Annotated in this window: 7 protein-coding genes; 6 read left to right on the forward strand and 1 reads right to left on the reverse strand. The window is 72.1% G+C overall.

Features of this window, described 5'->3' with window-relative positions; all coding sequences use genetic code 11:
- Window positions 1–23: 23 nt before the first annotated feature.
- Entirely contained in the window at window positions 24–2,579 is a 2,556-nt protein-coding gene (locus ACZ63D_RS01490) for a helix-turn-helix transcriptional regulator (RefSeq protein ID WP_465352321.1), read from the reverse strand.
- A gap of 513 nt (window positions 2,580–3,092) precedes the next feature.
- Between ACZ63D_RS01490 and ACZ63D_RS01495 the strand changes: the two genes are divergently transcribed.
- From ACZ63D_RS01495 to ACZ63D_RS01520, 6 genes are read left to right on the forward strand one after another with little or no spacing between them, the layout of a single operon-like run.
- Complete coding sequence (locus ACZ63D_RS01495; protein ID WP_465352322.1) at window positions 3,093–4,457, forward strand: FAD-dependent oxidoreductase; 1,365 nt, start codon at window positions 3,093–3,095, stop codon at window positions 4,455–4,457.
- Window positions 4,457–5,167 (forward strand): DUF6875 domain-containing protein, encoded by a 711-nt coding sequence (locus tag ACZ63D_RS01500; RefSeq protein WP_465352323.1) that lies wholly within the window; start codon window positions 4,457–4,459, stop codon window positions 5,165–5,167. The genes ACZ63D_RS01495 and ACZ63D_RS01500 overlap by 1 nt, the downstream gene beginning before the upstream one ends.
- Window positions 5,164–8,331 carry an amino acid adenylation domain-containing protein gene (locus ACZ63D_RS01505; protein WP_465352324.1) on the forward strand — a complete coding sequence of 1,056 codons (3,168 nt, stop codon included), beginning with the start codon at window positions 5,164–5,166 and terminating at the stop codon, window positions 8,329–8,331. The genes ACZ63D_RS01500 and ACZ63D_RS01505 overlap by 4 nt, the downstream gene beginning before the upstream one ends.
- Window positions 8,328–12,713, forward strand: a complete 4,386-nt coding sequence (locus ACZ63D_RS01510; protein ID WP_465352325.1) for a non-ribosomal peptide synthetase — start codon at window positions 8,328–8,330, stop codon at window positions 12,711–12,713. The genes ACZ63D_RS01505 and ACZ63D_RS01510 overlap by 4 nt, the downstream gene beginning before the upstream one ends.
- A gap of 5 nt (window positions 12,714–12,718) precedes the next feature.
- On the forward strand, window positions 12,719–14,047 hold the full coding sequence (locus ACZ63D_RS01515) for an MFS transporter (RefSeq protein ID WP_465353676.1): 1,329 nt from the start codon (window positions 12,719–12,721) through the stop codon (window positions 14,045–14,047).
- Window positions 14,044–14,631, forward strand: coding sequence for a response regulator transcription factor (locus ACZ63D_RS01520; RefSeq protein WP_465352326.1), 588 nt, complete (start codon window positions 14,044–14,046; stop codon window positions 14,629–14,631). Before ACZ63D_RS01515 ends, ACZ63D_RS01520 begins: the two co-directional genes overlap by 4 nt.
- Window positions 14,632–14,951 lie beyond the last annotated feature (320 nt).

Consider the following 14,951-nt stretch of genomic DNA (forward strand, 5'->3'; position numbering starts at 1 on the left):
GACGAGGGAAAACGCCCGCCGCGTCAGCCGATCAGCCTGCGGGCGATCCCGGCGCGGGTGGTGAGGTCGAGTTTGGTCAGCACCCGAGCCACATGCGCGTCCACCGTGCGCGGGCTCAGGAACAACTCCGCCGCGATCTCCTTCGTGGTCAGCCCGCGCACCACCATTTCCGCCACTTGCCGTTCGCGGCGCGAAAGCGCCCGGCCGCCCGGCGGGGTTTCCGCTTTGCGCCGCCCGGCCAATCGCCGCTGCACCTTCGTCGTCTCGCGCAGCAACGCACTCGCGCCCGCGCTTTGGAACGTCTCCCGCGCCTCACCGATCCGCTGGGTCGCGGCGTCAAAATTTCCTTGCTGTCCCAGCACTTCCGCGACCAGCAACACCGCGCGTCCTCGATGCAATGCCATCGACACCCGGCCGAACGCGACCGCTGCGGCGGAAGCGTCGCTCAACGCGGCGGCGAGGTCGTTTCCGGCGGCCGACACCGTCGCGCGAGCCAGCAGCGCGAGGCCGAGGTCGCTGTTCAATCCGCTCGCCGCCGCCCGTTCCCTCGCTTCGGCGGCCCACTGGCGGGCGTCCGCGATCGCGCCGCAGGCGAGGGCGGCCCGGCAATCCTGGACCGATCTGGCTGTCGCCAACGGATTCGCGGTCCGCTCCATGGGCTGCTCGACCGCGCCGGGAAGCATGCCGAGTTCGAGACCGGCCTCGGCGAGGATGTGCTCGACCGTCCGCCGCCACCATTCGACAGCCGGCCGCGGCATTTTCTCCACGGTGCGCCATTGTCGCTCGGCCGCCGACCGATCTCCGGTCGCGAGCAGGACCCGCAGCCGGATCGCGGCTGCCATCGGCACGACGTCGTGGTGGCCGAAGCGGGTCGCGGTCGTCTCCGCTTCGGCGGCCGCCTCCGCTGCTTCGCCGAGGCGGCCCAGTTTCCACAGCACGTAGCCGCGCACTGAATACAGGAACGGCAATCCCTGCCGCAGTCCGGCCGCGCTCAGGGGCACCGCGCGGTCCAGCAAGGCGAGCGCGCGCCGATCGTCGTCCAGGAAGCAGGAGGCCCAGCACAGCGCGGGCACGGTGTAGAGCACCGAACGCAGTTCGCCGTCATCGAGCAGATCGAATCCGTCGGCCGCGGCCCGCTGGGCTTGCCGCGCTTCGACGGTCCGCCCGGCGCAGGCCAGCCCGATGGCGGCGAGCGCCGCGATCCCGGCCCTCACCGCAGGTCCGGCGCTCGGGTCGGCCGCGGTCCGGCGGAGCCGTTTCTGCGCTCCGAGAGTGTCGCCGTCCAGAAGTTCCAGGTGCGCCAGTTCGAGCTGTGCCCGCGCGTCGGCCTTGTCCGACGCGGCGATCGCGGCCTCGGCGATCCACCGCGCGCGCCTGGTCCGGCCGAGTGCGTGCTCGCACCGGGAAAGCAGTGCCAGGGCACGGGGCGAGTCCGGCAGGGCCGTCAGCAACGCCCGGGCCGCGGCCGGTTGCCCGGATGCCAGCAGCGCTTCGGCCCGTAGCATGGAAAGGCGGCAGTGCTCGTGCCCGCCGCGCATCCGCTCCGGCAGGTTCGCCACCGCCGCGCCGAGCCAGCGGGCGCACGCCTCGGGGTCGGTGCCGAGCACCTCCTCCCCCGCCGAGGCCAGCTCGCTGACCGCGACCAGATCGTGGCGGTACAAGGATTTCTCGAGGTGATAGGCGCGCAGGGTGAGCGGCGCGTCGAGGTCGCGCAGATAGGCCGCCGCCCGGTGGTGCGCGCCCGCCGCCCAGCCGCGGCCGGCCAGCCGGGCGGCGGCGGCGCGGACCAGCGGGTGCCGGAACCGCAGCCCCTCCGCTCCGCCCGCCAGCACGCCCCGGCACAGCAGCCGTTCGATCGCGTGGCCGACTTCGGCCCGGGACAGCACGGTCATCGCCTGCACGAGGTCCGCGTCGACGGTCGCGCCGCCGCACGCCGCGGCCTGGACGACCAGCCGCTCGGGCTCCGGCAGCGCCGACACTTCGGCGAACAGCACGCGTTCCGCCGGCAGCATCGGCCGGTCCCCGGCCGCCGGCCCGCCGTCGTGACCCGGCCATTCGTGCGGCGGCAAATCGGCCAGCAGCAACAGGTACAGCGGAATGCGCTCGGCCGCGGCGGCGATCCGCGCCCGCTCGACGTCGTCGTGCCCGGGCAGCAGCCGGGCGACCTCGTCGTCGGTGAACGCGGGCAGGGTCACGTACCGGGCCGGGACCCGCTCGGCGTGCAGCAGCCGGGTCAGCACCGGCTGATGGCCCCCGTCGCGGACCGACAGCACCAGCCGCCGCCCGGTTTCCGGTTTCGAGACCAGCGACATCAGCAACCGCAAGGACGTTTCGTCGGCCCATTGCGCGTCGTCCACCACCACAAGCGATTCCGAGCCGAGCGCGTGCGCCAGGCGGCGGGAGAACCCGGGCGCGCCCCCGGGCACCGCGCACACCGGATCCGGAGCCCGCCGGGCGACCTCGGCCAGCAGCCGGGTTTTCCCGATCCCCGGCCTTCCCTCCACCACGGTCACCGCGGCCGCGCGGTCCAGGCACGCGGCCAGTTCCGCCGACCTGCCGACAAACTCCTTCTCGACCACGCTCTCCCCCTTCGCCCGGCCAGCGAATTGCGGTAATTCTACGGATGCTCGCACCCGATAACTTCCGGTTTATTGGGTGCCCGGGACAACCCCGGTAAATCAGCCGGGCAAGCGGGAACAGGTTAGTGCCCGCGACCCGCCCCGGGCTATCGGCCAACAGGGAGAACCTCGGCCGCGCGTCCGGCCGGCCACGAATCTCGCAGGAGGATCGGTGAACCGCAGCGGACCTGGACGTTTACCGCGACCGGGACGGAGTCCGGGCCATTCATCGGATCGCGCCGCGACAACGTTACCGAAATGGCCCGGACACTTTCCGCAGTCAGCCGGACACGCCTCGCCCGCGATTACCGGGGAGTTCTTTCGGAACACTGTTGGTGAGCACTTCGCGGAAGGTTCCCGCAGAACTGCTCCGATCGGCCGAATTGCGCGCCCGGCCGCCAATGGCCGCTCAACGGAAAAGCGCGCCGAACGGCGACGGCACAATTGCCCTCACGCGCCGGGACGGCGGCCGGAATGAACCGCAGACGAGTTCTGGTGGCCGGGGCCGGGCTGGCCGGTTCGCTCGCCGCGATCCACTTCGCCCAGCTCGGGCACGAGGTGGAGATCCACGAACGACGGCCGGACCCGCGCGATGCCGGCGCGGGCGGCGGCCGGTCGATCAACCTCGGCCTTTCCCAGCGCGGAATCCGGGCGCTGGACCAGGTCGGGCTGCTCGCCCCGGTGCTGGCCGCGGCCGCGCCGATGCGCGGGCGGGTGATCCACCAGCGCGACGGCGAACTGGATTTCCAGCCCTACGGCAGTCACGAGGACCAGATCCTGCGCTCCGTCCTGCGCGACGACCTCAACCGGATCCTGCTCGCCAAAGCCCTGGAATATCCGAACGTCAGCGCCCGTTTCGGCGTCACGCTCACCGATCTCGACCGCGGGTCCGCGGCCACGGCGCCGGTCTGCTCGTTCGCCAGCGACAGTGGTCCATACCACGCCTCGGCCGACCTCGTCGTCGGCGCGGACGGAGCGTTCTCGGCCGTGCGCACCCGGCTGCTGCACGGTCTGCCCGCCGACTTCCGGCAACGCGTCCTGCCCTGGGGCTACAAGGAGTTCGCGATCGCCGCCGGTCCGTCCGGCGAGGTGCGCAGCAGCCCGGACGCGCTGCACGTCTGGCCCGGCGATGACGGGCTGATCGTCGCGCACCCCAACGTCAACGGTTCGCTCACCGCGACCGTGTTCCTGCCGCTGTCCGGCGAGCAGAGCTTCGCCACCCTCACCACCGAAAAGTCGGTGGGTGCGCTCTTCGACACCCGGTTCCCGGACGTGCGGCGCCTGGTGCCCGACATCGTCGAGCAGTTTCTTTCGCATCCGACCGGACATCTCGTGACCGTCCGGAGTTCACCGTGGCAGCACGAAGGCCGCGTAGTGCTGATCGGCGACGCGGCGCACGCCGTGTACCCGTTCTACGGCCAGGGCATGAACTCAGCGCTGGAGGACTGCGCGGTACTGCGCGACTGCCTCGCCGACGACGATTGGGCCGAAGCGCTCCGCACCTTCGAACAACGCCGCAAGCCGCACACCGACGTCCTCGCGGATCTTTCCGAGGAGAACTTCGACGAGCTGCGCAGCCGGGTGGCGTCGCCGCTGTTCCTGGCCCGGAAGAAGGCGGATCTGGTCCTCAGCCGCGTCTTCCCGAAGCGCTGGATGCCGCTCTACACCATGGTTTCGCACACCACGATCCCGTACGCCGACGCCCTGCGCCGCGCGCGGCGCCAGCACGCCGCGCTGGCCTGGGCCGGCGGCGCCGCCGCGCTCGCCCTCGCCCTGACCGGCGGCGCGCTCGTCCGCGGGCGAGCCGCCGGACCGCACTCGCCTGGAGACCGAAGCTGATGCTCACCCATCCGACCGAGCCCGGCCGCGTCCTGGTGGAGCGGCACGACCTCGACCCGCTCGCCCTGCCCGAACGCCTGCTGCGGTACGAGATCCACCTTCGGGCGATCTTCGACTGGGGCCGCGGCTACCTGTCCGGCCCGCATCCCGACCTCGGCCGCGCCGGCAACGTCTGCCCGTTCGCCCAGCCGTCGCTGGAGCGCGGCCGGTTCTACCTCGCCGTCGAACCGGGCGTCCCGGCCGCCGGCCCGCGGCTGACCGAAACCCTGCACTGCTACCGCGACTGGTTCCTCGACCTCGCCCCGCGCGGGCGTCCGGGCGCGCAGCTGACCACCATCCTGCTGCTGTTCCCGGACGCGCCGCCGGACGACCGCTCCGGCGTGGTCGACACCGTGCAGCACGCGCTGAAATCGGAGTACGTGGCCGAGGGGCTGATGATCGGCGAGTTCCACAACGGCCCGCCGGACAAGGGCGGCCTGTGGAACCCGGCGTTCCGCCCGCTGCGCAGCCCGGTGCCGATGCTGGTGGTGCGGCACATGGTGGCGACCGACTACCCGTTCCTGCGCGCCGATCCGGACCAGGCGCGGGCGTACCTGCGGCTGTTCGGCGACCAGGTGCCGGTCCAGCTGCGCGAGCTGGTGGAACACGACCGGCTCGCCCGCGAGCTGGACGAGGCCGGGGCCGACCAGGCCGGAATCGGGGCGCCGTGAACGTCTTCCCGTGTTCTCCCGGCCAGGAACGGCTGTGGTTTCTCGACCGGCTCGACCCCGGTTCGCCGGTCTACCACGTGCCGACTGTGCTGCGGCTTTCCGGACCGCTGGACATCGAGGCCCTCCGCCGTGCCTTCGCGAGGATCTCGGCCCGGCACGCCGCCCTGCGGACAGTTTTCCGGGAGCGGGACGGCGTTCCGGAGCAAGTCGTCACCGAGAACGGCTTCTCCTTCACCGTCCGCGCGGTCAGCGCCGACTCGGTCGCGCAGGCCGCGGCTGCGGAGATCCGCACCCCGTTCGACCTGACCGCCGGGCCGCTCGCGCGGGTCCTGCTCCTGCGCCAGGCTGAGGACCAGCACGTCCTGGCCGCCACGCTGCACCACGCGATCGCCGACGGGTGGTCGGTCTCACTGCTGCTGGACGAGCTGGCGGAGAGCTACCGCGCCGAGCTGTCCGGCACCGAACCGGTCTTGCCGCCGCTTCCGATGCAGTACGCGGATTTCGTGCGGTGGCAACGAGAACACCTCGACGGTCCCGAAGGCGCCGAGTTGCTGCGGGAATGGACTGACCGGCTGCGCGGCGCACCCGAGCTGATCACGCTGCCGACCGACCGTCCCCGTCCGGCGACCGCGACCTCCGCGGGCGGCATCCACGAGTTCCGGTTCCCGCCCGCGCTCACCGAAGCAGTGCGCACGCTCGCGGACACCTCCGGTGCCACGGTTTTCATGACCGTTCTCGCCGCCTACCACGCGTTGCTCGCCCGGTACAGCGGCCAGGACGACGTCGTTGTCGGCACTGTTGTCGGGCAACGCTCGCAGGTCGAGACCGAGCGGCTGATCGGTTTCTTCGTCAACACCGTCCCGGTCCGGATCTCGACCGCCGACGGCCCGAGCTTTCAAGAACTGCTCCTCGACGTCTGCGATGCCCTGGTCGACGCGCTCGGCGGGGCCGAGATCCCGTTCGAGCGCGTGGTCGAGGCCGTCCGTCCGGAGCGGAGCCTCGGGCATTCGCCGATCTACCAGGTCGGCTTCAACGGGCACGGCGACGGCGCGCTGCCGCAGCTGACCGGGCTTTCCGTCACCGACTTCGCCGGTCCGCACACCGGCACCGCGAAGCTGGACCTGATGCTCGGCGTCCGCGACGAAGGCGACTGCCTGCACGGCTATCTCGAGTACCGCACCGATCTGTTCGACGAGGCCACCGTCGTCCGCTTTGCCGAGCATCTGCGCACGTTCCTGACCTCCGTCACCGCGAACCCGGCCCAACGGATCGGCGAGGTCTCCCTGCTAGCCGCCACGCAACGCCGTGTGGAAGTGAACGAAGCAGTCCTACCCGCCGCGACCACCGCGTTGGACCTGATCGCGCCGCACGTCCGGGACCGCGGTTCCGCGATGGCGATCGCCGGTGCGCTGACCTACCGCGAGCTGGACACCCGGGCGAACCGGCTCGCGCACGCCCTGCGCCGCCGCGGCGTCGGGCCGGACGTCCCGGTGGGGCTCTGCGTCCGCCGCTCCGCCGAGATGGTGGTGGCGCTGCTGGCGGTCTGGAAGGCGGGCGGCGCGTACGTCCCGCTCGACCCGGAGTGGCCGCTGGAACGGCACACTTACGTCGTCGCGGAGGCGGACGTGCGGATCGCCGTCATCGACCGCGAGAGCACCGTGCACCTGCCCGAACTGCTCACCCGGTTCGAGACCGTGCTGGACGCCGACCTGGACTACGCCGAGCCGGACATCGCGCCGGACGTGGCACACGACCCGGCCGATCTGGCATATCTCATCTACACCTCCGGCTCGACCGGCCGTCCCAAGGGCGTCGCCGTGCCGCACCGCGGCGTGGTCAACCTGCTCACCGGCTTCGCGGACCGGCTCGGCGTGACCGAAAACGACGTCTGGGCGTCGGTGACCACGCTGGCGTTCGACATGTCGGTGCGAGAGCTGCTGATCCCGCTGATCCGCGGCGGCACGGTCGCGGTGATCAGCACCGAGGACGCCGCCGAGCCGGTCGCGCTGGCGCAGCGGCTGGCGGACTGCGGCGCGACGATCCTGCAGGCCACCCCCACGCGCTGGCGGATGCTGCTGGCGTCCGGCGAGGTGCCCGTGAACGTCCGGGAACGGCTGTGCGGCGGGGAGGCGCTCGACCGCGAACTCGTCGCCTCGCTGTCCGACGGCCGGGTCTGGAACCTTTACGGCCCCACGGAAGTCACGATGATCGTCTCGGCTGGCCCGGTCCGCGCGGACGCGCCGGTGGTGCCGCTGGGCCCGTCGCTGCCGAACACCCGGCTGCACGTGCTGGACGCGGGACTGAACCCGGTCCCGCCCGGTGTCGCGGGCGAGATTTTCGTCGGCGGCGCGGGGATCAGCCGGGGTTACCACCGCCGTCCCGGGCTGACCGCGGAGCGGTTCGTGCCGGACCCGTTCGCCGCGAACGGAAGCCGCCTCTACGCCACCGGCGATCTCGCGCGGCACCGCGGCGACGGGACGCTGGAATTCCTCGGCCGGACCGACCACCAGGTGAAAATCCGCGGTCTGCGCATCGAACTCGGCGAGATCGAGGCGCGGTTGCGCGCCGAGCCGCGGGTCTCCGACGCCGTCGTGCTGGCCCGCTCCGCCGGTCCGGACGACGTGCGGTTGGTCGCCTACGTCGTCGCGGAAGACGCCGAATGGGGACCGCTGCGGGACCGGCTCTCCGAGCAGCTTCCCGCTTACCTGGTGCCGCAGACCGCAGTGTTCCTGGATGCGCTGCCGCTGACCAAGAACGGCAAGACCGACCGGACCGCGCTGCCGGAACCCGTCTGGGAATCCCGCGAAACGGACTGGATCGCCCCGCGCGACGCCGTCGAACGGGAACTGGCCGGACTGTGGCGGAAGGTGCTGGGCGTCGAGGAAATCGGGGTGGACGACGATTTCTTCCACCTTGGCGGCCATTCGCTGCTCGCCGCGCGGCTGCTGGCGAAGGTTCGCGAGCACTTCCAGTCCAGTGTCGGCCTGCGGACGCTGTTCGCCGCGCGCACGATCGCCACCTTCGCGACGGCACTGCGAGCCGCGGAGTCCAGCCCGGGCGTCACCGACGAGATCGCGCTGCTGCGCGAACGGATCGCCGCGTTGCCCGACGACGAGGTTCTCGCCCTGCTGCGAGCCGATTCCCCTCCAGGAGCGCACCGATGACCCAGCACGAGCGAGAGCAGTTGTTCCGGCTGCTGGCCGCGCGCGACGGCCTTGGCGCGGCCACCGGCGCGATCCCCCGCCGGACCGGCGACGCCCCCGTCCCGCTGCTGCCCGCGCAACGGCAACTGTGGTTCCTGGACCGGCTCGGCGCGCGCGACGGCGTGTACACGATCTCCCAGTCCTGGCGGCTTACCGGCGCGCTCGACGTCGAAGCGCTGCGCCGGGCGCTGGCCACAGTCGTCGATCGGCACGAAGCACTGCGGGCCGGTTTCGCCGAATCCGACGGCGAGCCGGTGCAGATTCCCGCCCTTCCCGGAACCGCGCCGGAACTGTCCTATGTGGACCTTCGAGACGAGCCGGAGTCCGCGGACGCGGTCCTCGCCGCCGAACGAGCCCGGCCGTTCGACCTGACCAGGCCGCCGCTGGTGCGCGGCCTGCTGGTCGCTCTCGCCGACGACGTGCACCTCTTCGTGCTGACCCTGCACCACATCGTCGCCGACGCCGCATCCGTCGGAATCCTGCTGCGCGAACTGTCCGCGCTCTATCCGGCGAACGGATCGGCACTGCCCGAGCCGCCCGTCCGCTACGGCGATTACGCGGCCTGGCAAGCGGCCAAACCGCTGGAGACGGGTGAACAGTACTGGCGCGAGCAACTCCACGACGCCCCGGCACTGCTGGAACTGCCGACCGACCGTCCGCGTCCGCCCGCCGAATCCTTCCGCGGCAACGGCCATTCCTTCCAGCTGTCCGCGGCGCAGGCAGCCGACCTCGCGACGTTCTGCCACCGGCACGGCGTCACCGCGAACACCGTGCTGCTCACCGCCTACGTGCTGCTGCTCTCCCGCTACGCCGGCCAGGACGACGTGGTGGTCGGCATGCCGATGCGCGACGAGACCGTGCCGGGGATCGAGCAGTGCGTCGGGATGTTCGCCAACACCGTCGCCGTCCGCACCCGGCTGACCGGCGACCCGACGGTGTCCGAAGTGCTCGCGCAGGTGCAGGACGCCTGCCTCGGTGCACTGGAGCACCAGAGCTACCCGTGGGAACGGGTGGCGCAAGACCTGCGGCCGGCCCGCGATCTCAGCCACAATCCGGTGTTCCAGGTGATGTTCGTGCTCAACTCCGCCGGAGCCGGGCTCGACCTGCCCGGCCTGCGCGCGGACTGGCTCGACCTTCCGGTGACCACCGCGCGCTTCGACCTGACCCTGGCGCTGGCGACCACACCCAACGGAATCGAAGGACGTCTCGACTACGCGACCGATCTTTTCGACGCCGCCACCGTCGCCCGGTTCGCCGACCAGTACGAACACCTGCTGCGTGCCCTCCTCACCGCCCCGGACGCTCCCGTGTCCACAGTGGACGCGCTGCCTGCCGCGGACCAAATCCGGCTGCGCAACGGCGGCCACCCGGCCCCGCCGGTGCTCTCCGACGGAACCCTGGTCACCACGCTCATCACCCGCCAGGCCGCGCTGACTCCGGATGCTGTCGCGGTAGAGGACGGCGAACGCCTCACCTACGCCGAACTCGTCTCCCGCGCCCGGCGTATCGCCGGAGCCCTGCACGCAGCCGGAGTCCGGCGCGGCGACATCGTGGCCCTCACCGCGGGCCGGGACGCGATCACCGCCCTGCTCGGCGTGCTGCTGGCCGGTGCCGCGTACCTGCCGCTCGACCCCGGCCACCCGCCCGCGCGGCTGGCCGGACTGCTCTCCGACGCCGACCCGGCCGCCCTGATCACTGACCACGATCTCGCGTTCGACGGCCCGGTCCTGCACCCCGGCAGACGCCCCGAAGCCGGTCCGCCGCCGGAAATCCCGCTGGGACCGGACGACCTGGCGTACGTCATCTACACCTCCGGCTCGACCGGAGCCGCGAAACCGGTCGCCGTCCGCCATGGAGCGCTCGCCGAACTGGCCGATTCCTTCCGTAGGCTGCACGGATTCAGCCCCGGCGAGCGGGTGCTGATGATTCCGCCGCTGACCTTCGACGCCGCGGTGGGCGACATCTTTCCCGCACTGGTCTCCGGCGCGACCGTCCTGCCCTGGCGCGATCCGGCGTCGCTCACCGGCCCCGGTCTCGTCCAGCTCTGCCGCGACCGCGGCATCACCATGGTCGACACCGCTTCCGCGCTCTGGCAGAAGTGGGTTGCCGAACTGGCAACGGAAAATACGACCTTTGACTGTCCACTGCGGACGATGATGGTCGGCGGCGAAGCGGTCCCGACAACCGCCGTCCAGACGTGGGCAGCGCTCACCGGCGGACGCGTCGAGCTGCACAACCACTACGGCCCCACCGAAGCGACCGTCTGCGCGACCAGCTACCGCACCGTCGACGCCGCCGAACTCGACGGCCGCGTGCAGCTGCCGATCGGCGCGCCACTCCCCCATGCCCGGGCTTACGTCGTCGATGACCTGCTGCGTCCGGTGCTGCCCGGCGCCCCCGGCGAGCTCTGCCTCGGCGGCGATGCCCCCGCCCGCGGCTACCGCGACCGGCCCGGCGACACTGCGGAGAAGTTCGTCCCGGACCCGTTCTCCCCGGTGCCCGGCTCGCGGATGTACCGCACCGGCGACCTCGCCCGGCTCGACGGCGAGGGGCGGCTGGAGTTCCTCGGCCGCGTCGACCGGCAGCTGAAAGTCCGCGGCCACCGCATCGAACCGGCCGAGGTCGAGGCCGCCTGCCGACGCCACCCCGGGGTTCAGGACGTCCTGGTCACCGCCCGCGAGGACCGGCTCGTCGCCTATCTCGTCGGCGACGCCGACCCGCTGTCCGTCCGCTCCGCGCTCCGCGCCACCCTGCCGGGCTACCTGGTCCCGGACGCGTTCGCGGTGCTCCCGGCGCTGCCGCTGAACTCTCACGGCAAGGTCGACCACCGCGCCCTTCCCGAGCCCGCCGACGCCACGACCTCGACGTTCACCGAGCCCGAAGGCGAACTGGAACAACGACTGGCCGCGATCTGGGCCGCAGTGCTGGACGTGGACCGCGTCGGCCGCGACGACGATTTCTTCCTGCGCGGCGGCCATTCCCTGCTGGCGGGGACGCTGATGGCGAAGATCCGCGCGGAACTGGGCGAGGAAGTCCCGGTGCGCACCCTTTTCGAAGCCAGCACCCTCGCCGCCTTCGCCGACGCCATCCGCACCCCCGGCCGGCGCGAGGACGACCATCTCGCCGAGGTGCTGGCCGACGCCGTCCTGCCCGCCGACATCGACCCGCGTTCCACCCCCGCCCAGGCCGAGGCCGCGATCCAGCGCGCCATGGCGCCGCGAATCGCCCTGCTCACCGGAGCGTCCGGATTCCTCGGCCCGCATCTGCTCGCGGACCTGCTGCGGCACAGCGACGTCGTCGTGCGCTGCCTGGTCCGAGCCGCCGACGCGGCTGAGGGGGCGGCCCGGATCGAACAGGTGCTGCGCGACCACCTGCTGTGGGAGGACAGCTTCCGTCCCCGCATCGTCGCCATCCCCGGCGATCTCGCCGCCCCTCGGCTGGGCCTGTCCGCAGCCGAGCTCGACGCGCTCGCCGCGGACCTCGACGTCATCTTCCATTGCGGCGGCGAGGCGAACTTCCTGCGCCCGTACGCCCAGCTGCGGCCCGGCAACGTCCTCGGCACCACCGAACTGCTGCGGCTGGCTTGCCGAAGCGGCGGAACCCCGGTGCACCTGGTGTCGTCGCTGGGCATCTACCCGCTGGACCGCGACACAGTGATCACCGAGGACGTCCCGCCCGACGACCCGGCGGGGCTGGATCGCGGGTACGAGCTGAGCAAATGGGCCGCCGACCGGCTCGCGCGCGCCGCCCGCGAACGCGGCCTGCCGGTGACCGTGCACCGTCCGGCGCGGGTGACCGGGCACAGCCGGACCGGCATCGGCCCGCTCGGCGACCGGTTCGCGAACCTGCTGCGCTGCCTGGCGCTGCTCGGCTCCGCGCCGGAGGAGGACTTCGAGCTCGAGGAGGACATGGCCCCGGTCGACCACGTGGCCGCCGCCATCGGCCACCTCTCGCGGCGGCGCACCGGGTACGGCTGCGATTTCCACTTCCACAACCAGCGGACGATCCGGTTCGGCGAGGTGGTCGCCGGACTGCGCGAGTTCGGCTACCCGATCGAGGCGATTCCGTTCGGGGACTGGCACGACGCGCTGGCCTCGGCCGCCGCGGAAACGGCGGACCCGGCGCTGAGCGCGATCACCGCGATGGTCGAACGGACGTCGCCGCCCCGGCGGACGGTGTTCGACTGTTCGCACACCGAGGTCGTGGTCGCGGCGGGCGGTCTGGTGTGCCCGCCCGCGGACCGGGTTCTGCTGCAACGGTATCTCGCGCACTACGTCCACATCGGACACTTGCCCGCACCGCTCCCGCCCGCTGCCGCTACCGTCCGAAAGGAACACCGTTGACCACCATGGGAACGCGGGGGTTCGTCCTCCTCTGGTCGGCGCAGCTGGTCTCGATCGTCGGCTCCGCGCTGACCGGGTTCGTGCTCGGCGTCTGGACCTACGAGCGGTCCGGCTCGGCCACCCAGTTCGCGCTGATCATGCTGTCCGGCGCGATCCCGGCGCTGCTGGTCGCACCGTTCGCGGGCGCGCTGGCCGACCGGCTGCACCGCCGCCGGATCCTCGTCGCCGCGGACTGCGTCGCACTCGCTTCGGTCGGCGTGCTGGCGTTGCTGATCGACGCGGGCCAGCTGCAGACCTGGCACGTCTACGTCGTGACCGCGCTGACCGCGATGTGCGGCACGATGCAGCAGGTCACCTTCAGCGCGATGATCCCCCTGCTGGTGCCGAAACAGCATCTCAGCCGGGCGAACGGCTTGTCGCAGGTGGTGTTCAGCGCGCAGATCGCCGCCCCGGTCGTCGCCGGGACGCTGCTGGCGCTGACCGGGCTGCGCGGGGTGGTGCTGATCGACCTGGTGACGTTCGCCGCGTCGCTGCTGGTCGTGGCGCTGGTTCCGCTGCCCCGCGCCGCCGTGCGCACCGCCGCGCCGGAGCCGGGCGGACCGTCGATCTGGCGGCAGGTCCCGGCGGGCTGGGCGGAACTGCGGCGGCGTCCCGGGCTGACCGGGCTGCTCGGCGTGCTGGCCGGGTTCTACTTCTGCTTCGGCGTCGCCGGGACGCTCGTGCGGCCGCTGGTGCTGTCCTTCGCCAGCCCCGCCGGACTCGGCTTCCAGGTGTTCGCGGGCGGCTGCGGGCTGTTCGCCGGGAGCCTCGTGATGGGCGTCTGGGGCGGGCCGAAGAAGCGGATGCGCGGGATCGCGGCGTTCATGGCGTTCGGCGGGATCGCGCTGGCTGCGCACGCACTGGCGCCGTCGCTGGCCCTGGTGATCGCGATCGGGCCGTTCTTCCTGTTCACCCTGCCGGTGATCACCGGGACCGCGCAGACCGTGCTGCAGAGCAAGGTCGATCCGGCCAACCTCGGCAAGGTCATGGCGACCTCGCGGGCGGTGTCGCAGGCCGCGAGCCCGGTCGCCTACCTCGTCGCCGGCCCGCTCGCCGACGGCGTGTTCGAACCGCTCATGCGCCCGGACGGCGCGCTGGCCGGTTCCGTCGGCCACCTGATCGGCACCGGTCCCGGTCGTGGCATGGCACTGATGTTCCTGCTCGCCGGGTTGCTGCTCGTCGTACTGGGCGCGCTGGCCGCGCGGCCCTCGCTGCGGCGCGTGGAGGAATTGCCGGACCTGCTCGAAGAACCGGAACCCGCCGCAGCGGCGATCGGAAAGGACACGGGAAAATGACCACCCTCGAACGGACGATCCCGGTGCGCGTGCTCGCCGCCGACCCGTTCCTGCGGGCCGGGCTGGAAAGCGCGCTCCGCGGCTGCGCGGAGTTCACCGGCGGCGACGGCGGGGTCGCGGTGCTGGCGGTCGACGAGGTCGATGCCGAGGCCGTCGAGGCGATCCGCGCTGCCAAGGAACGCAACGCCACCGTGCTGCTGGTGACCGGCAAAGTCGACGCGCCCCGGGCGGCGCGCGCGATCGAGGCAGGCGCCTGCGGGGTGTTGCGACGGGAACAGGCCTGCGAACAGACGCTGGTGTCAGCGGTGCGCGCAGCGGCGACCGGCCACGGCACCATGCCGCCGGATTTGCTGAGCGATCTGTTCGAGGCCCGGCACACGGCCCCCGCCGCGCCGACGCTGGACGCCCGCGAACGCGACGTGCTGCGCATGGTCGCGGACGGCCACGAGACCGCGGAAATCGCTTCCGCGCTGGCCTATTCGGCGCGCACGGTGACGACGATCGTGCACGACATCACGCACCGGCTGCGGTTGCGCAATCGCGCGCACGCGGTCGCGTTCGCCTTGCGGCAGGGGCTTATTTAGGCGGTGCCGTAGTTCGCGCCTCGTTGGCCGTGCCGGGGAGCGATTGCGCCGCCCCGGGCGGCTCCGGGCGCGATCGCGGCGGATCGATTTGCCCCGCTGCCCAGCGAACGCTGGTGCCTGGGCCACCCTGAGGGAATCTGATTCCCTCAGGGTGGCCCTCACGGACCTTTCAGCCACAAGCCCGGCCGACTCGCGACGGCTGCTGAGAAAACCCCATCGGGCGCGCGCATCGCGCACCGGCTGTGGCCGCGTTCGCGTTGCACCGAGGGCTTGTCCCGGCGGCGAGACCCGGCCACGACCGGTCCGCCCCCTCCCCAGCG

The organism is Amycolatopsis sp. NPDC104775, from assembly GCF_055583325.1.